The sequence below is a fragment of the Mesorhizobium sp. WSM3859 genome (assembly GCF_002295065.1).
Classification (GTDB): Bacteria; Pseudomonadota; Alphaproteobacteria; order Rhizobiales; family Rhizobiaceae; genus Mesorhizobium.
In genome coordinates this window covers 34,551-57,951 of the sequence record NZ_NSGG01000013.1, presented here as the reverse complement: position 1 = coordinate 57,951, position 23,401 = coordinate 34,551, and the positions used below count along the sequence as shown (strand labels likewise).

The 23,401-nt window shown below is 63.7% G+C and carries 20 protein-coding genes and 1 tRNA gene; 12 read left to right on the top strand and 9 right to left on the bottom strand.

What is annotated here, in order from left to right:
• Positions 1 to 59 precede the first annotated feature (59 nt).
• Together CK230_RS23995 and mscL are read right to left on the bottom strand one after the other, a co-directional pair.
• Positions 60 to 1,226 carry a pyridoxal phosphate-dependent aminotransferase gene (locus tag CK230_RS23995; protein ID WP_095819619.1) on the bottom strand — a complete coding sequence of 389 codons (1,167 nt, stop codon included), beginning with the start codon at positions 1,224 to 1,226 and terminating at the stop codon, positions 60 to 62.
• 101 nt (positions 1,227 to 1,327) lie between these two features.
• Positions 1,328 to 1,750 carry a large conductance mechanosensitive channel protein MscL gene (mscL, locus tag CK230_RS23990; RefSeq protein ID WP_095819618.1) on the bottom strand — a complete coding sequence of 141 codons (423 nt, stop codon included), beginning with the start codon at positions 1,748 to 1,750 and terminating at the stop codon, positions 1,328 to 1,330.
• Positions 1,751 to 1,993: 243 nt separating this feature from the next.
• On the opposite strand from mscL, the gene CK230_RS23985 reads away from it, so the two are divergent.
• Positions 1,994 to 5,479, top strand: a complete 3,486-nt coding sequence (locus CK230_RS23985) for a PAS domain-containing hybrid sensor histidine kinase/response regulator (protein ID WP_095819750.1) — start codon at positions 1,994 to 1,996, stop codon at positions 5,477 to 5,479.
• A 15-nt stretch (positions 5,480 to 5,494) separates the two neighbouring features.
• Here CK230_RS23985 and CK230_RS23980 read toward each other — a convergent pair whose 3' ends face one another.
• Positions 5,495 to 6,130 carry a TetR family transcriptional regulator gene (locus CK230_RS23980; RefSeq protein WP_095819617.1) on the bottom strand — a complete coding sequence of 212 codons (636 nt, stop codon included), beginning with the start codon at positions 6,128 to 6,130 and terminating at the stop codon, positions 5,495 to 5,497.
• A gap of 84 nt (positions 6,131 to 6,214) precedes the next feature.
• On the opposite strand from CK230_RS23980, the gene CK230_RS23975 reads away from it, so the two are divergent.
• Both CK230_RS23975 and CK230_RS23970 read left to right on the top strand, forming a co-directional pair.
• Positions 6,215 to 6,871 (top strand): O-methyltransferase, encoded by a 657-nt coding sequence (locus CK230_RS23975; RefSeq protein ID WP_095819616.1) that lies wholly within the window; start codon positions 6,215 to 6,217, stop codon positions 6,869 to 6,871.
• A gap of 121 nt (positions 6,872 to 6,992) precedes the next feature.
• On the top strand, positions 6,993 to 8,249 hold the full coding sequence (locus CK230_RS23970) for an MFS transporter (RefSeq protein ID WP_095819615.1): 1,257 nt from the start codon (positions 6,993 to 6,995) through the stop codon (positions 8,247 to 8,249).
• Positions 8,250 to 8,427: 178 nt separating this feature from the next.
• Here CK230_RS23970 and CK230_RS23965 read toward each other — a convergent pair whose 3' ends face one another.
• The gene (locus CK230_RS23965; RefSeq protein ID WP_095819749.1) at positions 8,428 to 9,087 is read right to left on the bottom strand and encodes a response regulator transcription factor; all 660 of its coding nucleotides are present in this window, start codon (positions 9,085 to 9,087) and stop codon (positions 8,428 to 8,430) included.
• 137 nt (positions 9,088 to 9,224) lie between these two features.
• The gene (locus CK230_RS23960; RefSeq protein WP_095819748.1) at positions 9,225 to 9,662 is read right to left on the bottom strand and encodes a hypothetical protein; all 438 of its coding nucleotides are present in this window, start codon (positions 9,660 to 9,662) and stop codon (positions 9,225 to 9,227) included.
• A 110-nt stretch (positions 9,663 to 9,772) separates the two neighbouring features.
• Between CK230_RS23960 and CK230_RS23955 the strand changes: the two genes are divergently transcribed.
• Genes CK230_RS23955 through CK230_RS23945 form a run of 3 tightly spaced genes read left to right on the top strand, consistent with a single transcriptional unit; the run spans position 9,773 to position 12,182 of the window.
• Positions 9,773 to 10,120, top strand: coding sequence for a DUF952 domain-containing protein (locus CK230_RS23955; protein WP_095819614.1), 348 nt, complete (start codon positions 9,773 to 9,775; stop codon positions 10,118 to 10,120).
• Positions 10,117 to 11,190, top strand: coding sequence for a quinone-dependent dihydroorotate dehydrogenase (locus CK230_RS23950; RefSeq protein WP_095819613.1), 1,074 nt, complete (start codon positions 10,117 to 10,119; stop codon positions 11,188 to 11,190). The genes CK230_RS23955 and CK230_RS23950 overlap by 4 nt, the downstream gene beginning before the upstream one ends.
• 29 nt (positions 11,191 to 11,219) lie before the next feature.
• On the top strand, positions 11,220 to 12,182 hold the full coding sequence (locus CK230_RS23945) for a cysteine synthase family protein (protein WP_095819612.1): 963 nt from the start codon (positions 11,220 to 11,222) through the stop codon (positions 12,180 to 12,182).
• A 30-nt stretch (positions 12,183 to 12,212) separates the two neighbouring features.
• On the opposite strand, the gene CK230_RS23940 is transcribed toward CK230_RS23945, so the two are convergent.
• A complete protein-coding gene (locus CK230_RS23940; protein ID WP_176480201.1) occupies positions 12,213 to 13,550 on the bottom strand; it encodes an MATE family efflux transporter in 1,338 nt (445 codons plus the stop codon).
• Positions 13,551 to 13,667: 117 nt separating this feature from the next.
• On the opposite strand from CK230_RS23940, the gene CK230_RS23935 reads away from it, so the two are divergent.
• Positions 13,668 to 14,621: a histone deacetylase gene (locus tag CK230_RS23935; RefSeq protein WP_095819611.1), complete on the top strand. Its 954-nt coding sequence runs from the start codon at positions 13,668 to 13,670 to the stop codon at positions 14,619 to 14,621.
• On the opposite strand, the gene CK230_RS23930 is transcribed toward CK230_RS23935, so the two are convergent.
• Positions 14,606 to 14,872, bottom strand: a complete 267-nt coding sequence (locus CK230_RS23930; protein WP_095819610.1) for a DUF6460 domain-containing protein — start codon at positions 14,870 to 14,872, stop codon at positions 14,606 to 14,608. The genes CK230_RS23935 and CK230_RS23930 overlap by 16 nt on opposite strands.
• 312 nt (positions 14,873 to 15,184) lie before the next feature.
• Here CK230_RS23930 and CK230_RS23925 point away from each other — a divergent pair, with 312 nt between their 5' ends.
• On the top strand, positions 15,185 to 17,065 hold the full coding sequence (locus CK230_RS23925; protein WP_095819609.1) for an acyltransferase family protein: 1,881 nt from the start codon (positions 15,185 to 15,187) through the stop codon (positions 17,063 to 17,065).
• Positions 17,066 to 17,272: 207 nt separating this feature from the next.
• A tRNA-Gly gene (locus CK230_RS23920) sits at positions 17,273 to 17,346 on the top strand.
• A 99-nt stretch (positions 17,347 to 17,445) separates the two neighbouring features.
• On the opposite strand, the gene CK230_RS23915 is transcribed toward CK230_RS23920, so the two are convergent.
• Both CK230_RS23915 and CK230_RS23910 read right to left on the bottom strand, forming a co-directional pair.
• The gene (locus tag CK230_RS23915; RefSeq protein ID WP_095819608.1) at positions 17,446 to 17,778 is read right to left on the bottom strand and encodes a protamine-2 (modular protein); all 333 of its coding nucleotides are present in this window, start codon (positions 17,776 to 17,778) and stop codon (positions 17,446 to 17,448) included.
• Between the two features lie 105 nt (positions 17,779 to 17,883).
• Complete coding sequence (locus tag CK230_RS23910; protein ID WP_095819607.1) at positions 17,884 to 18,873, bottom strand: LysR family transcriptional regulator; 990 nt, start codon at positions 18,871 to 18,873, stop codon at positions 17,884 to 17,886.
• A 291-nt stretch (positions 18,874 to 19,164) separates the two neighbouring features.
• Between CK230_RS23910 and chvE the strand changes: the two genes are divergently transcribed.
• The 3 genes from chvE (at position 19,165) to mmsB (ending at position 23,231) form a co-directional block, all read left to right on the top strand.
• Positions 19,165 to 20,235: a multiple monosaccharide ABC transporter substrate-binding protein gene (gene chvE / locus CK230_RS23905; RefSeq protein WP_095819606.1), complete on the top strand. Its 1,071-nt coding sequence runs from the start codon at positions 19,165 to 19,167 to the stop codon at positions 20,233 to 20,235.
• Between the two features lie 171 nt (positions 20,236 to 20,406).
• Positions 20,407 to 21,942 carry a multiple monosaccharide ABC transporter ATP-binding protein gene (mmsA, locus tag CK230_RS23900; RefSeq protein WP_095819605.1) on the top strand — a complete coding sequence of 512 codons (1,536 nt, stop codon included), beginning with the start codon at positions 20,407 to 20,409 and terminating at the stop codon, positions 21,940 to 21,942.
• On the top strand, positions 21,939 to 23,231 hold the full coding sequence (gene mmsB, locus CK230_RS23895; RefSeq protein ID WP_095819604.1) for a multiple monosaccharide ABC transporter permease: 1,293 nt from the start codon (positions 21,939 to 21,941) through the stop codon (positions 23,229 to 23,231). The genes mmsA and mmsB overlap by 4 nt, the downstream gene beginning before the upstream one ends.
• The last annotated feature ends 170 nt before the right edge of the window (positions 23,232 to 23,401 follow it).

Below are 23,401 nucleotides of genomic sequence, written 5' to 3'. Positions count from 1 at the left end.
AGCCCGTTTTGAACTCTACTCCGGCGGCCATCCGCAGCGAGTTTCGGCTTCAGTGCAGTTCAAACAGTCTTCATCCATTTCGCCAGGCGATGCGCCGCTTCCTCGAGCTGATCGAGGCGGCGGTGGAAGCATAGTCTTAGGAAGGCTTCGCCGCCGGGACCGAAGGCGGTGCCGGGCGCCAGGCCGACATTAGCATTGTCGACGATGTCGAAGGCAGCTTTTCGGGAATCGGTGAGGCCGTCGACCCTGAAGAACAGATAGAAGGCGCCCTGCGGCACGGTGAACCGCGCCTTGCCGGTTTCGCCGAGGATGCCGCAGACGAGGTCGCGCGCGGCATGCGCGCGCTCCACCTGTTCGGCGATGAAGCCGTCACCCTCGTCGAGGGCGGCGACAGCGCCGCGCTGCATGAACTGCGCGACGCCGGAGGTCGAGTACTGGATCAGGTTTTCGAACACCTGCTGCAAGGCCGGATGGGTTTTGATCCAGCCCACGCGCCAGCCGGTCATCGCCCAATTCTTGGAAAAACTGTTGACGAACAGGATGCGGTCGTCGGCCGTGGCGATGTCGAGGAAGGACGGCGCGCGGCCATGGCCGTAGTGGAACAACGAATAGATCTCGTCGGCGATGATCCATAGGCCTCTTGCGCGGGCAAGATCGAGGATCGCCTGGAGCGTTTCCTTGTCGGCCGTCCAGCCGGTCGGGTTGGACGGCGTGTTGATGAACAGCAGCTTGGTGCGCGGCGTGATTGCGGAGGCGATCTTGTCGACGTCGCAGGACCAGCCATTGCCGGACTGGTCGAGCGTGACCGGCACCGGCACGGCGCCCGCCACGCCTGCGGCCGCGGCGAAGTTCGGCCAGGCGGGAGAGAGGTAAATCACCTCGTCGCCGCTGCCGGCGATGGCGTCGATCGCCAGCTGGATGGCATGCATGCCGGATCCGGTGACGATGAACTCCTCCTCGGCGAAGGTCTTGCCGAAATGCCTGGCATAGTAACGCGCGAGCGCCTGCCGTAGCTCGGGGATGCCCTTCTGCCAGGTATAGAAGGTCTCGCCACTGGCGAGCCCGCGGGCGGCGGCATCGCTGACGAAGGAAGGCGTCGGCAGATCGCCCTCTCCGGCCCAGAGCGGGATCAGGCCTTCGCGCAGGCGGCCATGGTTGATGACGGCGACGATGCCGCTTTCGGGTGCGGCGCGGGCTTCGGCGCGCAAGGTCTCAATGAGGGTCATGACAAATCCGTTCTTATCCCGGCATCGCTCATAGCAGATAGAAAAACAGAAAACCCCGGCCGCCAGCGGCCGGGGTTTTGGTCCAGAGCGCCCGCTCTGCGTTACTTCTTGGCGAGGAGGTCGCGTATTTCGGTCAGGAGCTGCACGTCGGCCGGCGGCGGGGCCGCAGCGGGAGCCGGCTTCTCGCGCTCAAGCCGCTTGCGCAGATTGTTCACCGCCTTGACCATTAGGAAAATGATGAAGGCAAGGATCAGGAAGTTCAGCACGACGGTTATGAAGCTGCCATAGGCGAATACCGCGCCCTCTTTCTTGGCGTCGGCCAGCGTTGCCGAATGGACGTTCGAGGACAGCCCGAAGAAGTAATTGTTGAAGTCCAGCCCGCCGAAGATCGCACCGATGATCGGCATAATGATGTCGTTGACCAAGGAATCGACGATCTTGCCGAAGGCAGCGCCGATGATGACGCCGACGGCCAGGTCCATCACATTGCCCTTGGAAATGAATTCCTGGAATTCTTTCAGCATCCGACCCTCCTTGCCGTGACGGGCCGCGCTGCCGCCTCACCAGTTGTCCTTCGGCGCTGGCCCGCGCCCACCATAACAAAAACCCCCGGTTGCAAAACCGGAAAAAAGGCCAGAGCACCGGTTTGTGTTTACGCGGCGTCATCAAAGACATATGCCCCGAAAGCCGCGATGGACTTGGGCGCCAAGCTGTGATTGCGTCATGACGGCCGGAGGAGAAAGACGGCCAGGGAGGAAGTGCGGACCGTGCAGGGCTGGTTCGTCGTTATCATCGCGATCGCGTATGTGACGCTGCTTTTCGCCATCGCCAGCGTCGGCGACCGGCGTTCGGTGGCAGCGAGGCTCGGGCGGGCACGGCCCTTCATCTATGCGCTCAGCCTCGCCATCTACTGCACCTCCTGGACTTTTTTCGGCTCGGTCGGCCTTTCCTCCGAGCGCGGCCTCGAATTCCTCGGCATCTATACCGGTCCGGTGCTGGTCTTCGTGTTCGGCTTCCCGCTGCTCAGCCGGCTGGTCCGGCTGGCGAAGAGCGAGAAGATCACCTCGATCGCCGACTTTCTCGGCGCCCGCTACGGCAAGAGCTTCACCGTCGCGGCGATCGCGACGCTGATCGCCACGATCGGCGCCGTGCCCTATATCGCGCTGCAGCTCAAGGCGATCTCGGGCTCGGTCAGCCTGATGATCGAGCACTATACCGGCTCGCCGCCCTCTTTCGATCCGTTTGTCAGCGATATCTCGCTGGTGGTGGCGATGCTTTTGGCGCTGTTCGCGGTGCTGTTCGGCACCCGCCACGCCGACGCCACGGAACATCAGGACGGGCTGGTTCTGGCGGTTGCGGTCGAGACCGTGGTGAAGCTTGCCGCATTCATAGCCATCGGCCTGATAGTGACGTTCCTGATCTTCGGCGGCCCCGGCGATATGTTCGCCAAGCTCGCTGCGAACAGCCAGGTACGCCAGGCGATGAGCTACAACACCTCGCTGGTAACCTGGCTGGTGCTGACCACCTTGAGCGGCTTTGCCATCCTGATGCTGCCGCGGCAATTCTATGTCACCATCGTCGAGAACCGCAGCGAGGCGGAGCTGCGCACGGCGACCTGGCTGTTCCCGCTCTATCTCGTGGCGATCAACCTCTTCGTGCTGCCGATCGCCTTTGCCGGCCTGTCGCTGGTCGGCGCCAAGACCAGCAGCGACCTTTATGTGCTGTCGCTGCCTCTGCTCGGCGGCCATGACGTGCTCGCCATGGCAGCCTTCATCGGCGGCCTGTCGGCGGCGACCGCCATGGTGATCGTGGAAAGCGTAGCGCTGTCGATCATGATCTCCAACGATCTCGTCATCCCACTGTTCGTGCGCCGCGTGATCAAGACCAGCACCTCGGAGAACGAGGACTGGTCGACGCTGATCCTCAATGTGCGGCGCGCGTCGATCTTCATCATGCTGTTCATCGCGTTCCTCTATTACCGGGAGAGCACCAACAGCGCGCGGCTGTCCTCGATCGGGCTGATGTCGTTCGCGGCGATAGCGCAATTCGCGCCGGCACTGATCGGCGGCCTGATCTGGCGCCGCGCCAACGGCCGGGGCGCCGCGCTCGGCATGGTCGCGGGCATCGCTGTCTGGGGTTACACGCTTCTTCTGCCTTCGCTCGCCGGCCCCGGTTCCGACATCGTCGTCCATGGGCTGTTCAGCTTCGAGGCGCTGAGGCCACAGGCGCTGTTCGGCACCGTCGGCGAGCCGCTGAACCACGGCGTGCTGTGGAGCCTCTCGGTCAACGCCCTGTTCTTCGTGCTGGGGTCACTGTCGCGCGCATCCGTGCCGCTTGAGCGCATCCAGGCGGCGATCTTCGTGCCGCGCGAGGCGGGCCCGATGCCAAGCCTCAGGCGCTTCCGCACCGCCGTCACCGTCAACGACCTCAAGGATACGATCTCGCGCTATCTGGGCGTCGAGCGCACCGAGCGCTCGTTCCAGTCCTTCGAGAAGGACAATGCCGTTTCGCTCCACGGCAAGGAGCAGGCGAGCATGGACGTCATCCGATTCTCCGAGCAATTGCTGGCAAGCGCGGTCGGCTCGTCCTCGGCGCGGCTGATCCTGTCGCTGCTCTTCCGCCGCAACGACCGCGATTCCAGGGATGCGTTCAAGCTGCTCGACGACGCCACCGAAGCGCTGCAGCACAATCGCGACCTCTTACAGATCGCGCTCGACCAGATGGAGCAGGGCATCACCGTCTTCGACCGCGATTTCCGGCTGATCTGCTGGAACCGGCAATACCGGCTGCTGTTCGACCTGCCGGACGAGATGGGCCAGGTCGGCGTGTCGCTCGACCGGATCCTGCGCCATCTTGCCGAACGCGGCGATATTCCGGCAGACCAGCGCGTGACGATGCTCAACCGGCTGACCAGCTTCGCCGGACCATGGCAGATGGAACTGAAGACCAGCGGCCGCATCCTGGAGCTGCGCTCCAACCCGATGCCCGACGGCGGCATCGTCGCCACCTATGCCGACATCTCCGGCCGCGTCGAGCAGGACCTGGCGCTGAAGCGGGCCAATGAATCGCTGGAGCAGCGGGTCAAGACCCGCACCATCGAACTCACCCGGGTCAACGAGGAGCTGGCGCAGGCGCAGATGCTGGCCGAGGAGGCCAATCTCGGCAAGACGCGCTTCCTGGCCGCCGCCGGCCACGACATCCTGCAACCGCTCAATGCTGCCCGGCTCTATTGCTCGTCGCTGATCGAGAAGGCCGGCAAGGGGCCGGCCGGCAAGGCGGCGGTCAACATCGAATCCTCGCTGGAATCCGTCGAAACCATCCTCGGCGCCGTGCTCGATATCTCGCGGCTCGACGCCGGCGCCATGAAACCGGAAGACACCGCCTTCAGTCTCGGCGGGCTGCTCGGCCAGATCGGCAATGATTTTCGCCCTTTGGCCGCCGAAAAGAAGCTGGAACTCAAGATCATGCCGTCCTCGCTCGGCGTCATGACCGACCGCAACCTCTTGCGCCGGCTGATCCAGAACCTGGTCTCGAACGCGATCAAATACACGCGCGAGGGCCGCATCCTTGTGGGTGTGCGGCGCCGGGGTGAACTGGCCGAGATCCAGGTGATCGACACCGGCATCGGCATTGCCGGCGACAAGCTCAACACCGTCTTCCACGAGTTCACGCGCCTCGACGAAGGCGCGCGCGAAGCAGAGGGCCTTGGCCTGGGGCTCTCCATCGTCGACCGCATCGCGCGGGTGCTGCGGCTCGAAATCCGCATTTTCTCCAACCCGGGCAAAGGCACGCGCTTTTCCGTCATCCTGCCGGTCGCGGAGGTCGCGGCGCCGCCGCGCGAGATCGGCAGGGCGCCGGCCCGCGCCGCCTCGACGCTTGCCGGGCTCAATGTGCTCTGCATCGACAATGACGCGCGCATCCTCGACGGTATGCGGCTGCTGCTTGAAGGCTGGGGCTGCCATGTCGAGACGGGTTCGGGATCGGAAGAACTCGTGCGCTCCGGCGCGGCGAGGCCGGACGTCGTGCTTGCGGACTATCATCTCGACGGCGGCACCGGGCTCGACGCGATCGCCAGGCTGCGAGCCGCCTACGGCCAGGACCTGCCCTGCGTGCTGGTCACCGCCGATCGCTCCAGCGAGGTGCGCGCCGCCGCAAGCCAGCTCGACATTCCGGTCGTCAACAAGCCGGTGAAGCCCGCCGTGCTGCGCTCGATGATGGCGCGCGTCAGGCCGCTGGCGCCGGCGGCGGAGTGATTTTATGGACTGCTCTCAGCCGCGATGGCCGAGACTTTTGAGATAGGCGCAGAACATGTCGGCGAGCGCGTCGGAATAGGCTTCGATCTCGCCGGCCGTCCGCTCCTTTTCCGAGAAATCCGCTCCCACGGCGCTCAGCGTCCTCATCATCAGTTCGCCGGCCAGAGTGCGGTCGGAATCCGGCGCGTCAGGAAGCGTCTCGCGCATGAAGGCCTCGACGGTCCGGTTCGCCGTCGCCCTCACCTCCTGCGCCTCCGGCGCATCCCGATAGAACGGAGCCGCGTCGTTCAGCGCGCCGCGCACCGCTGCCTCCTCGCATTCCGAACGGATGAAGGCATGGACCAGCGTTCTTATCCGCTCGAGCGGCGATAGCTCGACGTTTTCGAGGATGCCGCACAAGAGCTCGGTCGTCTGGCGCCATTCGTCGCTCTGCAGCCGGAACAGCAGCGCCGCCTTGTTCGGGAAATACTGGTAGAGCGAGCCGACGCTGACGCCGGCCTTTTCGGCGACGCGCGTGGTGGTGAAACGCTGGGCGCCTTCGCTCGCCAAAACCTGAGCAGCCGCCTGGAGAATGGCCGCGACAAGCTCTGTCGCGCGCGCCTGTTTGGGCTGTTTTCGGGTGGAAATTGAAGGGCTTGGGCGAATGATCACGGACGCGCTCGGAAATGCGAATTGGAAACCTGAAGGATTATTCGTATTTTTCGATGCAACACAAGAACCCGCCCGGAGACAGTCATGACCACCTTGACCGGAACCCCTTTGGCCCCGCTGCTCGCCCGCCTGTTCAAGGAAGCCGATGCGGCGACCAGCCCGGCGATCGCCCGGTACTCGCGCGAGGAACGGACGCGCCTCATTCACAGCAAGACCGAATACCGCCAGTTCTACGGCAGCCTGAAGGACCTGTGGCTCGCGGTCTCGCCGGAGACCGGCACGCTGCTCTACATGCTGGCGCGCAGCAGCGGCGCACGCATCATCGTCGAGTTCGGCACCTCGTTCGGCATCTCGACGCTCTATCTCGCCGCCGCGCTCAGGGACAATGGCGGCGGCCGCCTGATCACGACGGAATTCGAGCCGTCCAAGGTGGTGCGGGCCAAATCCAACCTGACGGAAGGCGGTCTGATCGATCTGGTGGAGATCCGCGAGGGCGACGCGCTGGAAACGCTGAGCAAGGACCTGCCGGACCGGATAGACCTGCTGCTGCTCGACGGCGCCAAGGCGCTCTATCCGGAAATATTGAGCCTGGTCGAGAGCCGGCTCCGGCCCGGCGCGCTGGTCATCGCCGACAATGCGGATTTCTCGCCCGAATATCTGGAACGGGTGCGCGCACCGGCCGGCGGTTACATGTCGACGCCGTTCGGCGACGACGTGGAACTGTCGATGCGGCTGAACTGAATACGCTCCAACAATAAACCCATGCTGTCCGTCGGGCAGCCGTAGGCGTTTACGTCAACCAACGCGCAATCCCGGCCTTCGGGCCTCCTGGCTTTCGAGCCTTCGACGCGTAGGTGACATCATGACCATCGTCCCATCGGCCTGGCGGGGGCTGCCGCGCCCGGCCCTGCTCGGCCTCTTCCTGTTCTTCTGCGCCGGTTTCGCCGACGGTGCGCTGGTGCCCTTCTTCCCGCTGTGGGCGAGCAGCGAGGCGAACATCCCGATCGGCGCCATCGGCCTCTTGTTTGCCTGCTACGCCGGCGGCGAACTCGTCGCCGCGCCGCTGATCGGCGGCATCGCCGACCGGATCGGCCGGCGGCCGGTGCTGATCCTGTCGTCGCTCGGTGTCGGTTGCGGCTTCATCGCGCTGTTCTTCGTCCATGGCGTCATCGCGACGGCGATCGTGCTGCTCTTGACCGGCATGTGCGAGTCGGTGCTGCATCCGACAATCCTCGCGGCAATCGCCGACGTGACCGAGCCGTCAGCGCATCCGCGCTGGTTCGGCATGGCAAGGGTGAGCTCGAGCGCCGGGCAGATCATCGGCCCGACCTGCGGCGCGCTGCTGGCGCTCGTTTCGCTGGGTAGCGTGTTCCTGGCCGGTGGCGGCATGCTAATCCTTGGCGGCATCGTTATGCTCGTCGCATTCGCCGAAACGCATGGCAGCGGTCACGCCGAAGACGAAGCGGAGGAAGAGGACGGCCTGTCGGCGCTGCTGCCGGCTTTCCGCGACGGCCGAATGGCGAAGTTGCTCGCCTGGGTCGTGCTGTTCGAGATTTCCGGCAACTGGATCGAGGCCGTCATCCCGCTCTACGCGCAGGATGCGGGCACGCTCACCCCGTCCGGTGTCGGCGCGCTGTTTGCCTATGCGGCCGCCCTGACGGTCGCTTTGCAGATGTTGGTCAGCCGGTTTGCCGAGACACGATCGGCCCTCGGGCTGGCAGCCGGCGCCGGCATCTCGACCATCGCCGCTTTTGCCCTGCTGGCGACCTCGCCGGCGATACTGTCGCTGATCGCGGCGGTCAGCCTTTGCGCGGTGGGGCAGATGCTGGTCGGGCCGCTGGTGCCGACAGCCGTCAACGCGCTGGCGCCGTCGGCGCGGCGCGCCTCCTATATGGCGGCTTCGTCGGTGGCGGTCGACCTCAAGGACTCGCTCGGACCATCGATCGGCACCGCACTCTATGCGCTGGCGCCGCGCCTGCCCTGGATCGCCGGCATTCCGCTGGTGGCCATCGCTTCGCTGGGTCTCGGCGCCGCGATCGGGCACGCTCGACATCCTTCAGGCCCGACCGAGGATGATGCCTCGTCGCAATTGGGTTCCGCCGTCGAAAACTATCGCTGACGGGCGCAGGCCACCGACCCGACGCGAAGCGACCGCATCATCGCTTCGCGCTGGTCAGTTATTGCATGTCGCCCAGACAACGACATGCATCAAAACAAAGACTTAAAGCGCGTCGCCTGAATTCGGTTCAGCGCGACGCGCTTTAGGGTGAAAAGCTTCGCCTGAGGGGTGCCTGCGGTCAGCCAACCGGCTGCACCGGGTCATTGCCGATCTTGGAGAGCTGGATGACCGCCTGGGTGCGGCTGTCGACGCCCAGCTTCTGCAGGATCGCCGAGACATGCGCCTTGATGGTGGCCTCGGAAACGCCGAGCTCGTAAGCGATCTGCTTGTTGAGCAGGCCTTCCGCCAGCATGCCGAGCACGCGCGTCTGCTGCGGCGTCAGCGCCTGCAGGCGCTTGATCAGGTCGGAGATCTCCGGGTCGGGCTCGACGCCGAGCTCGATGCCGGCGGGTGCCGCGATATCGCCGGCGAGCACCGCCTGCACCGCGGCACGGATTTCTTCCATGCTGGCCGATTTGGAGATGAAGCCGGAAGCGCCGAGATCGAGGGCGCGGCGGATGGTGACGGGATCGTCATGCGCCGACACCACCACCAGCGGCACCGCCGGATGGATGCCGCGCAGCGCAATCAGGCCGGAGAGGCCGCTGGCGCCCGGCATCGACAGGTCGAGCAGCACCATGTCGATATCCTCATTGGCCAGCACCAGGGCCTTGGCGCTTTCGAAATCCCCAGCCTCATGGATGGCGGCGACGTCGCCGATGCCGGCCAGTGCCTCCTTCAGCGCGCCGCGAAAAAGCGGATGGTCGTCGGCAATGACGAAAGTGTGGCCCGACGGCAAATATTCCTCCCCCGATCCCATCATCATTTTCGTGCTTCTTGCGGGGACCGGAATGATTATGCGGCGGCGCGGCGCTTTTTCAAGCGGCAAAGGCCGCGCGTCGGGTTTTCCCCAGGGGGCGGCCCGGTCGCGCCGGCTCAGGTCTTCTGCTGGTTCAGCTTGCCGCTGCCGTCGCCGTCTTCCTTGTCCATGTCCTTGACGATGTCCTTGAAGGTCCGGAAGAAGCGCTCCATGTAACCCATCGTCTTGTTGAAATCCTCTTCGCTGGGCAGTTGCGATTCCAGCCGGGCGGAGAGCGAATTCTCGAGCTTGGCGACGCGCGCGTCGAGCGCCTTGACCGAATTGTCCAAGCGGTCGATCTCGTCCTGGTAGGCGGCGCGCTCGTCCGCCGCCATCTTGCAGACGAGCTGACCGGTGCGCTCCTCGCAGATCGACATGGCGCCGGTCCTCGTGTCCATGCGGACATAGCCGTTGGCCGACTTCTCCAAACGGTAGTGGTCGGTCTCCTCGGAATAGGCGGAAGCGGCAACCAATGAGCAAAGCGCCGCGGGGATCAGGATGTGCTGCAGACGCATATCGTCCTCCATGAGCCAGTGAAGGCGGGCTATCACAGGTTTGCGCCGGAAATGGGGAAGAGTCGAGCTCAAGCCTTCCCCCCTCCTTCGGTTCAGACTATAGCGCGGGAATGTCTCAGATTATCTACAAGATCGCCCCCGAGGCGCTTTGGCGCGAAGCCGAAAAGAACGGGCGCTTCACCGGCGCGCCGATCGACCGCGCCGACGGCTTCATCCATTTCTCCACCGCTGCGCAGGTGCGCGAGACGGCGGCCAAACATTTCGCCGGCCAGACGGGTCTGCTGCTGATCGCCATCGATGGGAAGAAGCTGGGTGACGCGCTGAAATACGAGGTGTCGCGCGGTGGCGCGTTATTCCCGCATCTCTACGCTCCGCTCGGCCTCGATGCCGTCCTTTGGGTCAAGCCGCTGCCGCTCTGCGCCGGCGGCCACGAATTCCCGGCGCTGGAGGGCGAATGAGCGTGCTCGACCGGATCGGCCAAAAGCTGCTTTTCTCCTTCGATCCGGAAACAGCACATGGCCTGTCGATCGCGGCACTGCGCTGCGGGCTTCCGGTCGGTGCAATGGCGCCGCGCGACGCGCGGCTCAAGATCAATCTCTGCGGCCTCGACTTCCCCAACCCGCTCGGCATGGCCGCCGGCTACGACAAGAACGCCGAAGTGCCCGACGCGCTGCTTGCGCTTGGCTTCGGCTTTGCCGAGGTTGGCACCATCACGCCGCTGCCGCAGCCCGGCAATCCGAAGCCGCGCATTTTCCGGCTGACGGCGGACGAAGCGGTGATCAACCGGCTGGGCTTCAACAATGAAGGCCATGTGGCCGCCGAAAAGCGGCTTGCCGCGCGCAAGGGGCGGCCGGGCATTGTCGGCGTCAACATCGGCGCCAACAAGGACAGCGCCGACCGCGTCGGCGACTACGAGCGCGGCGTCGCCCGTTTCGCGGCCTATGCGAGCTATCTCACCGTCAACATCTCCTCGCCCAACACGCCGGGCCTGCGCAACATGCAGGCGCGCGAGCAGCTTGGCGAATTGTTGTCGCGGGTGATGGCCGCGCGCGCCGCGGCCGCCGCGCAGCCGCCGGTCTTCCTCAAGATCGCGCCGGATCTCGTCGAGGCGGAACTGGAAGACATCGCCGCCGAGGTCGTCGAGAAGAAGATCGACGGCGTCATCGTCTGCAACACAACGCTGGCGCGGACCGGATTGCGGAGCGGCGGCGTGGCCAATGAAACCGGCGGCCTCTCGGGAAAACCATTGTTCGAGCGTTCGACCGCGGTGCTGGCCCGGATGCGCAAGTTGCTTGGACCGCAGATGGCGATCATCGGTGTCGGCGGCGTCGACTCCACCGAGACGGCGCTGGAGAAAATCCGCGCTGGCGCGGATCTCGTCCAGCTCTACACCGGCATGATCTATGCCGGGCCGGCGTTGCCGGGGCGCATCGTTGCCGGCATGGCGCGCTTCGTGGAGCGGGAACGGCTCAAATCTATTGGCGAACTGCGCGATACCGGTTGCACAGACTGGTCCAAACGACTCTGATAAGCTCCCACGAAATCGGGAGGGCAGCCATGGCTGAGGTTCTGAACTCCGTCGTAGACTCGATCGGTCGAACTCCATTGGTCCGGCTCGAAAGGCTGACGGCGCAGGGGGGTGTCAAAGGCGCAATCCTCGCCAAGCTGGAATATCTTAATCCGGGCTTTTCCAAGAAGGATCGCGCGGCGCTTGGAATAATCGAGGAAGCTGAAAGATCCGGTGCCATCAAGCCGGGGCAAACGGTGGTCGAGCTTACCTCCGGAAATATGGGCACGGGCCTCGCGATCGTCTGTGCGGTCAGGGGCTATCCCTTCGTCGCGGTGATGTCGAAGGGCAACTCCGAAGAGCGCGCCCGCATGATGACGGCGCTCGGCGCGGAAGTAATCCTGGTGGACCAGTTGCCAGGGTCGGTGCCGGGGCAGGTCTCCGGTGGCGATCTGGCGCTTGTCGAGGAAGCCGCCAGAGCGGTGACGGCGGAAAGGGGCGCTTTTCGCGGCGATCAGTTCCACCGCGACGGGAACTGGCTTGCGCATTATCACGGGACCGGGCCGGAAATCTGGGACGCCAGCCATGGCGCCGTCGATGCATTCGTCGACTTCATCGGCTCGGGCGGCACCTATGCCGGGGTGGCGAGGGCGCTCAAGGAACGCAATCCCCTGATCAAGTGCTTTATCGTCGAGCCCGAGGGCGCCTCGGCCGCGGCGGGCGAGACGGTCACCCAGCCCGAACACCCCATTCAAGGCGGCGGCTACGCCATGCCGGATCTGCCGTTTCTGAAAAACGCGCCCGTCGATGGCTATCTTCAGGTTTCCGGCAACGAGGCACGCGAGACCGCGCGCCTGCTCGCGCGCAGCGAAGGTATCTTCGGCGGCTTCTCGTCTGGGGCGAATGTGGCCGCCGCGCTGAGCCTCCTACGCGGCGATCAAGCGGGCAAGACGATCGCTGTGGTGATTTGCGACTCCGGACTGAAGTACCTCTCGACCGACCTCTGGAGCTGAGAAACGCCGGCCGGAGCCGACCAATCGGGGCTAAAATGCCGTGCGCACCCTGAGTCTCAGCACCGCAAGCAAGCTCACTCCGCGCACCAGCAGGAAGACATGCAGCGACGCCCATAGGCCGTTGTTGCCGAAGGCCGGCGCCAGCGTGATGAGCGCGGCGCTGAAGGCGAGGAACGACAAGAGCATCATGTTGCGCATGTCGCGCGACCAGGTGGCGCCGATGAAGACGCCATCCATCTGGAAGGCCAGCACGCCGCTCAGCGCCGTGAAGGCCGCCCAGGGCAGATAAATGTCGGCAACTTCCCGGACCTCCGGCGAGGTCGTGACCAAAGCCACAAGACCAGCGCCGGCGGTCAGCAGGATAAGGCTGGCGAAGGCCGCAAGGCCAAAACCCCAAATCAGCGTCAGCCGTACCGCCTGCCGGAACGGGGCGGGCGCCTGCGCGCCGATGGCGCGACCGGCGAGCTGCTCCGCGGCGGTAGCGAAGCCGTCGAGGAAATAGCCGGCGAAGAGGAAGAAATTCATCAGGACGGCGTTGGCGGCAAGCGTCACCGTGCCGAACTGCGCGCCCTGCCTGGTGAACAACGCGAAGGCGGCGAGCAGCGAAAAGGAGCGGATCATGATGTCGCGGTTGAGCGACAGCATGCGCCGGTAGGCCGGCAAATCGAGGATGCTGCGGCGCGAGGGCCGCTCCAGCTTGCGGAAGCGGTTCAGCACGATGGCAAGGCCGAGCAGCATGGCCAGGAACTCGCCGGTGACCGTCGCCCAGGCGACGCCGGCAACACCCCAGCCGAGCTCGAGTCCGAGCAGGAAGCAAAGCACGATGTTGATGCCGTTGAGCACCGCCTGCAGCATCAAGCCGAGCCCGCCCTCGCCGCGCCCCAGCACGTAGCCCAGTATGGCGTAGTTGATCAGCGAGAAGGGCGCCGCCAACAGCCTGATGCGGGTATAGACTGACATCGCCGCGCTGACGCGCGGCTCGGCGCCCATGAACCATTGGCCGGCCTCGGCGAAGAGCGGCGAAAGGGCGGCAAGTATGACGCCCGCGACGACCGCGATCAGCACGGCGCGCCACAGCACCGCCTGCTCTTCCAGGGCATCGCCGCGCCCGAAGGCCTGAGCGACAAGGCCTGTGGTGCCGGAGCGCAGGAAGTTGAAGGTGGTGAAGACGACGTCGAAGACCAGCGATCCCGCCGCCAGGCCGCCGAGCAGGGCCGCGTCGCCGAACTGGCCGACGACCGCCGTGTCGACGATGCCGAGCAGCGGCGTCGTCAGATAGGCAAGCGTCATCGGCACGGCGATCGCCAGCACCGAGCGATTGGTGACGGCGAAGGACCTGGCGTTGGCTTGAGTCGCGTCCAAGGGGATTGCTGCCTTTTGATTGCGGCTTGATCGAGGACCCGATGTGCCCCAGTTTGCCGCCGTCACGCAACCACATCCGCCGGACTGCCAACCGAATTCCAAACCTGGCGCAGCCCCCGATCCATGCCGCTACAGATCGTCCATCACCCCGACTATGACGCCGGCTTCGCCGTCAACCATCGCTTTCCGATGAGCAAATATCCGCTTTTGATGGAGGCCTTGCGTATGCGCGGGCTGGCCGCGCCGGAAGCGCTCTCAATGCCCGAACCAGCGCCGGCATCATGGCTGAAGCTTGCCCACGCAGCCGACTTTGTCGACCAGGTGATCGCCTGCCAGGTGCCGGAGAAGATAGAACGCGAGATCGGCTTTCCAGTCGGCCCGCGTGTGTCGCTGAGGGCACAGCTCGCCACCGCCGGGACGGTGCTCGCCGCCAGGCTGGCGTTGAAACACGGCATCGCCTGCAACGCCGCCGGCGGCAGCCATCACGCCAGGCGGGCGCAAGGCGCCGGCTTCTGCACCTTCAACGATGTCGCCGTCGCGTCGCTGGCGCTGCTGGCCGAGGGCACCGTCGAAAATGTACTGATTGTCGATCTCGACGTGCATCAGGGCGACGGCACGGCCGACATTCTGAAGGACGAACCGCGCGCCTTCACCTTTTCCATGCATGGCGAGCGCAACTATCCGGTGCGCAAGATCGCCTCCGACCTCGACATCGCCTTGCCGGATGGCACCGGCGACGACGCCTATCTCGAGCGGCTCGCCGCCATCCTGCCGGAACTGTCCGGGCAAAGAAGCTGGGACATCGTCTTCTACAATGCCGGCGTGGATGTGCATGCCGAGGACAGGCTCGGCCGGCTGGCGCTGAGCGACGATGGCCTCAGCGCCCGCGAAGACATGGTCATCGGCCATTTCCGTAACCACGGCGTTCCGCTGTGCGGCGTGATCGGCGGCGGCTACTCGACCGATGTGCCGGCACTCGCCGCGCGCCACGCCATTCTCTTCGAGGTGGCCGCCCGACACTACTGCCTACTGCCTACTGCCTACTACCTACTACCTACTGCCTACCACTTCCTGTAGCTGGCGATCCGAAGCAGGATGAACACAGGAACGACGATCGCGGCGCCGAGCAGGATATAGCCGAGGAAGCGGTCGATGGCGTGGAAGCCGAGATTCCACAGATCCACGAAGAACTGGCGGATACCGTAGAAGACGTCCATCGGTGACCAGCCGAAGGCATGCATGACGAGGCCGACGAGGAAGGAGACCACGAGCAGCTTCAGGAGTACCCTGAGCGGCGTGTCGCCAAGAAAGCGCGTCAGTGCGGACAAGGCTTCTCTCCAGATTTTGACTGTCCGATTCGGACCGCAGGTCCAGAAATACGCAGTTGCCGACCCCGCTTCAAGTTTTGGCCGGGGAAGTTTGAGCCGTAGCCGGGCTGCTTACGTTTGACGCAGCTAATATTCGCTTGACACCGATGTTGCAGCGCAGCAACCTAGACGTGGGACTATCTTTGGAGATCCGCAAGCCAGACCCAAATCGTATCGCCGCACGCTTTCGGCACTTGCGCAGTAATCCCCATCGAGTTGCTCCATGGGACCGCGCAAGCGCCGCCGGATGTTGCCGATGGTTGGTTGTTGGATATGAATTACAGGCGTGACATCGACGGCCTCAGGGCTGTTGCCGTTCTTCCGGTAGTGCTCTTTCACTTTGGCGTCTCGGCTCTCCCGGGCGGCTTTACCGGCGTCGATATTTTCTTCGTCATATCGGGCTACCTGATTACCGGAAGCCTATTGGACGATATCGTGCGGGGGCAGTTTTCGATCGCCAGGTTCTACTGGCGCCGTTGCCGGCGCATCCTGCCGGCGCTGTTCTTTGTCTTGCTCCTCATATGCATCGCGGCCTGGTTCATCCTGCTGCCGTCGGACCTGCGCGAATTCAGCCTGAGCGTGATAGCCACCTCGACCTTCTGGTCGAACATCTATTTCTGGAAAACGACAAACTACTTCTCCATCGACGCGGTACTGCGACCGCTGCTGCACACGTGGTCGCTCTCCGTTGAGGAGCAATACTATATCTTTTTCCCGATCCTGGTGTTCCTGATCTATCGCTATTTCTCGAAGCGATGGATGACGGTGCTGGTGCCGATCATGCTTGCCAGCTTCGTTCTGGCGGTGTTGGCGACATCGATGGCGCCGACCGCGGGCTTCTACCTGTTGCCTACGCGGATGTGGGAACTCATGCTGGGCGCCGCGCTCATGCTGAAGAGACCGCCACCCCTGGCTAACGCATGGCTGATGGAACTGGTCGGCCTGGCCGGGTTCGGTTTGATCGCCTTCGCATTCTTCGCGATTGCCGAGAGCGATCCGTTTCCGGGCTACAACGCTTTGTTTCCGTGCGTCGGAACCGCCCTTCTGATCTACGCGGGCCAGGATGTGCCGGGCGCGACGAGACAGGCGACCCTTGCCACGCGCATACTCCAATTTGGCCCGCTGGTCTGGATCGGCCTGATTTCTTACTCGCTCTATCTCGTCCATTGGCCGATCAATTCGTTCGCCCACTATCTTTCGCTGCAGGCCATCGCCCCGACGACGACAATCGCATTGGTGGTTGCAAGCGTCGTGCTGGCCACATTCTCCTGGAAGTATGTCGAACAGCCATTTCGACAGAAGCGATCGTTCACCGCTCCGTTGCCGATCTTCGCCTTCTCGAGCGTGGCGATTGTCCTGGCTTGTGCTTTCGGCTTGGCCGGAGCCATGGGCAATGGCTTTGCACAGCGGTTTCCGGACTTCGAGCAGCAGCGCATCAGCGTCGGCGACTGGCGTAACGGCGTTTGCTTCAACGAGGGCGTGACCCGGATAGACAACTGGAACCTGGCCAATTGCACCCGTACGCACGGCTTTGCCACCAATGTCTTGCTGTGGGGGGATTCGTTTGCCGCGCACTATGTTTCCGGGCTCGATGCCAACATGGACAAGATTCAGGCGAACGTCATCGAGTACACCTATGCGGGCTGCCCGCCGGACCTGACTTACTTTTCCTACGCCCGCCCGGATTGCACACGCTTCAACGAGCGGGCCTTGAAACTCATCCACGATGCGGCAATCAAATCGGTGATCTTGAGCGGCCGATGGACCGACTACGAGGTCAGAGGTTTCGACGGTCTACAGAAAACGATCGACCGTCTCCGTGAGTTGGGCGTGCGTGTATATGTGATCGGCCAATCCCCGGAATTCATAGCCGACGTTCAGAAAATCGCCTTCTTCACCGGGCGAGGAAACACATCCTGGCCCATGGCCATGGACCCCAAGATCAACGAACGGGTGATGTCGTTCACCAAAGGCGCGACGTTCATCGATCCGCTGGCGTTCCTATGCGATGGGAAAGGCTGTTCTTACGCCGACGCCAGCAGCAGATTTCTTTACTTCGACTACGGTCATTTCTCCACCGCGGGGGCAGAGTTGGCGATTTCCAAATATTGGCCGCGTTTTACGACAACCGACGCGGTCGCGACAGCGAAGTGACAAACAGTAGACGTTTCCTTGAACGCCATCCGATCCGGCCTCCACCTCGCCCGGCAGATCGCCGGGCCGCATGGCGGCAGGGTCAGGATTCTGGACGGAAGCTGGCGAGATGCGCGCGTGCGCATCGAACTGCCCGCGCTACGATCATAAGAGCGCCGCTTTGCCGATTGCTTGCGGCGGCGGCATCATGGTAACGAGGTTGCCGACGCGGGTATGATGTAATGGTAGCCTGTCAGCTTCCCAAGCTGAACGCGCGGGTTCGATTCCCGCTACCCGCTCCAGATCATCGAGTTTGGCAGGCGGGCGGAGGGTCCTGCACGACCGCGCGAGACCCATCCGCCAATCATTCGACATTCGCGAGCTTCAGGCCCGCTTTCGCGCTACAGCCAGATGCTGATCCAGACGCGTTCGCGCCAGCAGCGGCGACGCCAGTAACCATGACGCCAGTAGCGGCGGCAGACCCTTCTCCAAACGCGCCGACGCCGGCGACGGTAGTACCGATCGCGGTAGTATCGACGGCGGTAGTACTGAGCCGGCTGCAGCAGATCTTGGTCATCCTCCTCGTGGATGGCCGGATCGGGCTTGTCCAATTCATCGAGAATTCCGTTGCCTTCGGGAATACCGGCAACCGCCTTGCTGGGTCCGGCCAGGCTTGCAAGTGCCGCCGCCCCCGCAACGCCAAGCATTCCAGTCAGAAATAACCGACGTTCCATCAAAAACCTCCCGAGCTGTTGAGCATCAGCAGCTCTTCCCTCACCCGCAACGGGCTCCAGCGAGCGACCGATCGGATTGAACGTAGAAGTAGCGTTCTCGTTCCATCACCCCACTTCGCGCAAGATGAAGTCATGCAGCATTTTCGCGGCGGGCGAGAGCACGCGATTCTTGACCGTGATCAGGCTGTAGGGCCGGACCTCGATATCGAACTCGGTCTGAACCACGTCGATAGCGCCGGCCAGCCCGTCGGCCCCCTGGATGAACCTGGCGACCTGGATCGAGACCGGCGCGATGGCGTCGGACTGCGCCACCATCACCAGCGTGAGCAACAGCGACGAGGTGTTGAGGATGCGGTCGGGCAGAGGAATGTCGCGGTTCAAAAAATTGCTTTCCATCGCCTGCCGCAGCGGCGAGCCGCCGGACTGGAACACCCAGTCATAGGCTGCCGTGTCTTCCAGCCGCACCATCTTGCCGCTCGCCAGCGGATGGCCGCGGCGCACGATGAGGCAGGCCTTCTCGACGCCGATGACGCGCGATTCGAAGAGCCGCGGATTAAGGTCGTCGGGAATGCGCGCGATGATGAAGTCGTGGCGCGAGGCGATCAGCTCGCGGGCAAGCACGTTGGAGGTCTCGACCTGCATGGTGATTTCGATGCGTGGATAGATGCGCCGGATTTCGCGAATCGCCGGCACGGCCAACTCGATTGCCGGAGCCGTCACGGCGCCGAGGAACACGGAGCCGCCCTTGCCGGCCTTGAGCTCGGCAATCTCGCGGTCGGCCTCCCGCATCTCGAGCAGGATCGAGCGGGCGCGCCGCGCGAGCGCCTTGCCATAAGGGGTCAGCGTCACGCCGCGCGGCAGCCGCTCGCACAATTTGACGTCGAGCACCGCCTCCATCTCGGCGATCATGCGCGAGGCGGCCGGCTGCGAGGTGTTCATGACCTGCGCTGCGGCGCTCACCCGTCCGTGATCATCCAGCGCGGTGATCATGCGCATGTGGCGGAGGCTCAGGCCGCTGCGCAGCAGCGTCTCGCCGTCTCCCGGCAATTTGTCGTAACCACCTGAAATCGCGCCGAAATCTTGCATTGCCGCCATGATCCTGAACCTCCGAAGCGGGTTTCCTTTCAACCCTCTAAGCCATATCAGTTTCGATATAGCAACCACCAAAGATCGCATTTGACAGTTATGTCAAAGGGACCCACCCTTCGCGCGTTCCAAGGCGCAGGGGTCGGTAACGAGCGAATTCGTATCGATTGAACTGCGTCGCGGGGCCGATTGGGAGGATACCGGAGATCGATAAAGCCGACAGAGGCGCGCCAGCGCATCTGCCCGGCTGCGCGGCCCGCGAAGCCCCGAGGTCGCGACCATCAACCAGGGAGAGTAATCGTGAAGATCATCAAGACGCTGGCCGCCGTGGCGGCCCTTGGCATTGCCGCCATGAGCTATTCGGCGCACGCGGCCGACAAGGGCCTCATCGGTGTGCTAATGCCGACCAAGACCTCGCAGCGCTGGATCAACGACGGCGATGCCGTCAAGTCCCAGCTCGAGAAGCTCGGCTACACCGTCGACCTGCAATACGCGCAGGACGATATCCCGAACCAGCTCAGCCAGCTGGAAAATGAAATCACCAAGGGCCCGAAGGCGCTGATCATCGCCTCGATCGACGGCACCACTATGGCGGACGCCCTGCAGAAGGCCAATGACGCGGGCGTCGTCGTCGTCGCCTATGACCGCCTGATCAAGAAGACCCCGAATGTCGACTACTACACCACTTTCGACAATTTCGGCGTCGGCGTGATCCAGGCGAACTCGCTGGTCAAGGGCCTCAAGGAGCGCTTCCCGAACACCAAGCCGTGGAACGTTGAGCTGTTCGGCGGCTCGCCGGACGACAACAACGCCTTCTTCTTCTACAACGGCGCGATGTCGGTCCTGCAGCCGCTGATCGATGACGGCTCGATCAAGATCAAGTCCGGCCAGATGGGCATGGACAAGGTCGGCACGCTGCGCTGGCTCGCCGCCACCGCTCAGGCCCGCATGGACAACCTGCTCTCGGCCAACTACTCGGACGGCAGCCGCGTCGACGGCGTTCTGTCGCCTTATGACGGCCTGTCGCGCGGCATCACCGCCTCGCTGCGCGCCGTCGGCTACGGCACGGACGCTCAGCCTTGGCCGATCGTGACCGGCCAGGACGCCGAGACCGCCTCGGTCAAGCTGATCATCTCGGGCGAGCAGTATTCGACGGTGTTCAAGGACACCCGCGACCTTGCCAAGTCGACCGTGGAGCTGGTCGACAAGGTGCTCTCCGGCGGCAAGCCTGAGGGCCTCGACACCAAGACCTACAACAACGACGTCAAGGTCGTTCCCTCGATCCTGCTGACGCCGGTTGAGGTCGACAAGTCGAACTACGAGAAGCTGGTCGTCGACTCCGGCTACATCAAGGCCGAAGAGCTGAAGTAATCCAGTCTTACAGGAAGGGGTCCTGCGCGGCCGCAGGACCCCTTTTCGTTCAAAAACGACCCCGGTATTGTTTTGCCGGCTTCTGTGGCGTCACGCGCCGCAGTATGTTGATTTCGCGCATGAGCCCTTCCGGAGTCCGATCCGGAGCCATGCGCCCAAGGAGCAGACCCGATGGCCTCGACGATTTTGGAGATGCGCGACATCACCAAGACGTTCCCCGGCGTGAAGGCGTTGTCGAACGTCAACCTCAGCGTCGAGGAAGGTGAGATCCACGCCATCGTGGGCGAGAATGGCGCCGGCAAGTCGACGCTGATGAAGGTGCTGTCAGGCGTCTACCCATCCGGGACCTATGATGGCCAGATCGTCTTTCGCGGCCAGGAATGCCATTTCAAAGGCATTCACGACAGCGAGCATATCGGCATCGTCATCATCCACCAGGAGCTTGCCCTGGTGCCGATGCTGTCGATCGCGGAAAACATCTTCCTCGGCAATGAGCACGCCAGCTATGGCGTCATCGACTGGGACGCCAACGAGACGCGCACGGCCGCCCTGCTCAAGAAGGTCGGGCTCAAGGAAGATCCCAAGACGCTGATCACCAATATCGGCGTCGGCAAGCAGCAGTTGGTCGAGATCGCCAAGGCGCTCAGCAAGGAAGTGAAACTCCTGATCCTGGACGAGCCGACGGCCTCGCTCTCAGAAAAGGACAGCCAGGCGCTGCTCGACCTCCTGCTCGAGTTCAAGCGCCAGGGCATGACCTCGATTCTGATCTCGCACAAGCTCAACGAGGTGAGCCGCGTCGCCGACAATGTGACGGTGATCCGCGACGGGCGCACCATCGAGACCTTGCCGAGGAAGGACATCTCGGAAGACCGCATCATCACCTCGATGGTCGGCCGTTCCCTCGACGACCGCTACCCGCCGCGCGAGCCGCAGATCGGCGAGGTCATCTTCGAGGTGAAGGACTGGTCGGTCTACCACCCGATCCACGCCGAGCGGCAGGTGATCAAGAACGTCAACCTCAATGTGCGCAAGGGCGAGGTGGTGGGCATTGCCGGGCTGATGGGCGCCGGCCGCACCGAATTCGCGATGAGCTTGTTCGGCCGCTCCTATGGCCGGCACATCACCGGCGAGGTGTCGCTCCACGGCAAGCCGCTCGACCTCTCATCGGTGAGCAAGGCGGTGGAGAACCGCATCGCCTATGTGACCGAGGACCGCAAGACCTACGGCCTCAACCTCATCGACCACATCAAGCACAATGTGACCTTGGCCAACCTTTCCGGCGTTTCCAGCCGCGGCGTCATCGACGACATGCGCGAGATGAGCGTCGCCAACGACTACCGCAAGAAAACCAACATCCGTGCCTCCAGCGTCTATCAGCTGACCGGCAACCTCTCGGGCGGCAACCAGCAGAAGGTGGTGCTGTCGAAATGGCTGTTCGCCGATCCGGAAGTGCTGATCCTCGACGAGCCGACCCGCGGCATTGACGTCGGCGCCAAGTACGAAATCTATACGATCATCGCCCGCCTCGCCGCCGAAGGCAAAGCGATCATCGTCATCTCGTCGGAAATGCCCGAATTGCTCGGCATCACCGACCGTATCTATGTGATGAACGAAGGGCGTATCGTCGGCGAAATGGCGGCAAGCGACGCCAGCCAGGAAAAAATCATGCGCGCCATCGTTCGCGGAGAAGGAAAAAAAGCATCATGAGCACAGAAAGCGCTCCCGCACCGCAAAGCGGCACAGCCGAGGACGTCAAGCAGGGCCAGCGCATCGCCGTCTCGGCGCTGACGACGAACCTGCGCGAATACGGCCTGATCATCGCGCTGATCGTGATCATGCTGTTCTTCCAGTACACGACGTCGGGCACGCTGTTCAAACCAGTGAACCTCTCGAACCTGGTGCAGCAGAACTCGTTCATCATCGTGATGGCGCTCGGCATGCTCTTGGTGATCGTCGCCGGCTATATCGACCTCAGCGTGGGCTCGGTGGCAGGCTTCATCGGCGCGCTGGCGGCGATGATGATGGTGATCTGGCCGCTGGGCATATTCTCGAATCCGCTGGTGGTCTCGATCGTCTGCCTGATCGTCGGCGCGCTGATCGGCGCGGCGCAAGGCTACTGGATCGCCTATCACAAGATACCAAGCTTCATCGTGACGCTGGCCGGCATGCTGATCTTCCGCGGCATCTGCCAGGCACTGCTTGGCGGCGGCTCGTCGGTCGGTCCGCTGCCGGCCAGCTTCAAGGCGCTGAGCTCCGGCTTCATTCCTGACGTGATCGGCCCGCTGACGCTGATCCCGCCGACGGTCAATGCCGCCGGCAAGACCATCGTCGGCAGCGGCTTGACGCTGCATATGACGACGATCGTGCTCGGCCTGGTCGCGGTGCTCGCCTATGCCTATTTCGGCTTCAGGACGCGGCGCAAGCGCGAGCGTCATGGCTATGAGGCGGAGCCCTTCCCGCTGTTCGTCATCAAGACGTTGGTCGGCAGCGCGCTGGCGCTGTTCCTGGTGTTCCAGTTCGCGAGCTACCGGGGCCTGCCGGTCGTGCTGCTGGTGATGGGCGTGCTCATCTCCCTGTTCGTCTTCGTCACCAAGCGCATGACCATCGGCCGCCGCATCTATGCCATGGGCGGCAACGCCAAGGCGGCGCAGCTGTCGGGCATCAACACCGAAAGGCTGACGCTGATGGTCTTCATCAACATGGGCGTGCTGTCGGCGCTCGGCGGCCTGATCATCGCGGCGCGCCTCGGCCAGGCCGTGCCGGCCGCTGGTCTCGGCTCAGAGCTCGACGTCATCGCGGCCGTCTTCATCGGCGGCGCCTCGGCAATGGGCGGCGTCGGCCAGGTGATCGGCGCCGTGGTCGGCGGCTTCATCATGGGCGTGATGAACAACGGCATGTCGATCATGGGCGTCAATGTCGACTGGCAGCAGGTGGTCAAGGGCCTGGTGCTGCTCGGCGCCGTCATCTTCGACGTCTACAACAAGAACAAGGCTTAAGGGCCGGAACAAAGTTCAGGAGGCATACGGGTTTCAGATCGCGAAGCTGCCGGCAACCCGTCGGCGCCAAGAAGTCCACACAAGGACCGAGCTCGCGAACGCAATCCGGACGAAGAGTTTCAACCGTGGCGGGGATCGCTCCACGCCGCGCCGGGTAAGGCTTGCTCGCG

Bases quoted from the DNA above. Each gene is read 5' to 3' on its own strand.
- CK230_RS23925 (WP_095819609.1), top strand. From the start codon at position 15,185: ATGAATTACAGGCGTGACATCGACGGCCTCAGGGCTGTTGCCGTTCTT.
- CK230_RS23970 (WP_095819615.1), top strand. From the start codon at position 6,993: ATGACCATCGTCCCATCGGCCTGGCGGGGGCTGCCGCGCCCGGCCCTG.
- mscL (WP_095819618.1), bottom strand. From the start codon at position 1,750: ATGCTGAAAGAATTCCAGGAATTCATTTCCAAGGGCAATGTGATGGAC.
- CK230_RS23995 (WP_095819619.1), bottom strand. From the start codon at position 1,226: ATGACCCTCATTGAGACCTTGCGCGCCGAAGCCCGCGCCGCACCCGAA.
- CK230_RS23960 (WP_095819748.1), bottom strand. From the start codon at position 9,662: ATGCGTCTGCAGCACATCCTGATCCCCGCGGCGCTTTGCTCATTGGTT.
- mmsB (WP_095819604.1), top strand. From the start codon at position 21,939: ATGAGCACAGAAAGCGCTCCCGCACCGCAAAGCGGCACAGCCGAGGAC.
- CK230_RS23975 (WP_095819616.1), top strand. From the start codon at position 6,215: ATGACCACCTTGACCGGAACCCCTTTGGCCCCGCTGCTCGCCCGCCTG.
- CK230_RS23955 (WP_095819614.1), top strand. From the start codon at position 9,773: ATGTCTCAGATTATCTACAAGATCGCCCCCGAGGCGCTTTGGCGCGAA.
- CK230_RS23950 (WP_095819613.1), top strand. From the start codon at position 10,117: ATGAGCGTGCTCGACCGGATCGGCCAAAAGCTGCTTTTCTCCTTCGAT.
- mmsA (WP_095819605.1), top strand. From the start codon at position 20,407: ATGGCCTCGACGATTTTGGAGATGCGCGACATCACCAAGACGTTCCCC.
- CK230_RS23935 (WP_095819611.1), top strand. From the start codon at position 13,668: ATGCCGCTACAGATCGTCCATCACCCCGACTATGACGCCGGCTTCGCC.
- CK230_RS23945 (WP_095819612.1), top strand. From the start codon at position 11,220: ATGGCTGAGGTTCTGAACTCCGTCGTAGACTCGATCGGTCGAACTCCA.
- CK230_RS23910 (WP_095819607.1), bottom strand. From the start codon at position 18,873: ATGGCGGCAATGCAAGATTTCGGCGCGATTTCAGGTGGTTACGACAAA.
- CK230_RS23915 (WP_095819608.1), bottom strand. From the start codon at position 17,778: ATGGAACGTCGGTTATTTCTGACTGGAATGCTTGGCGTTGCGGGGGCG.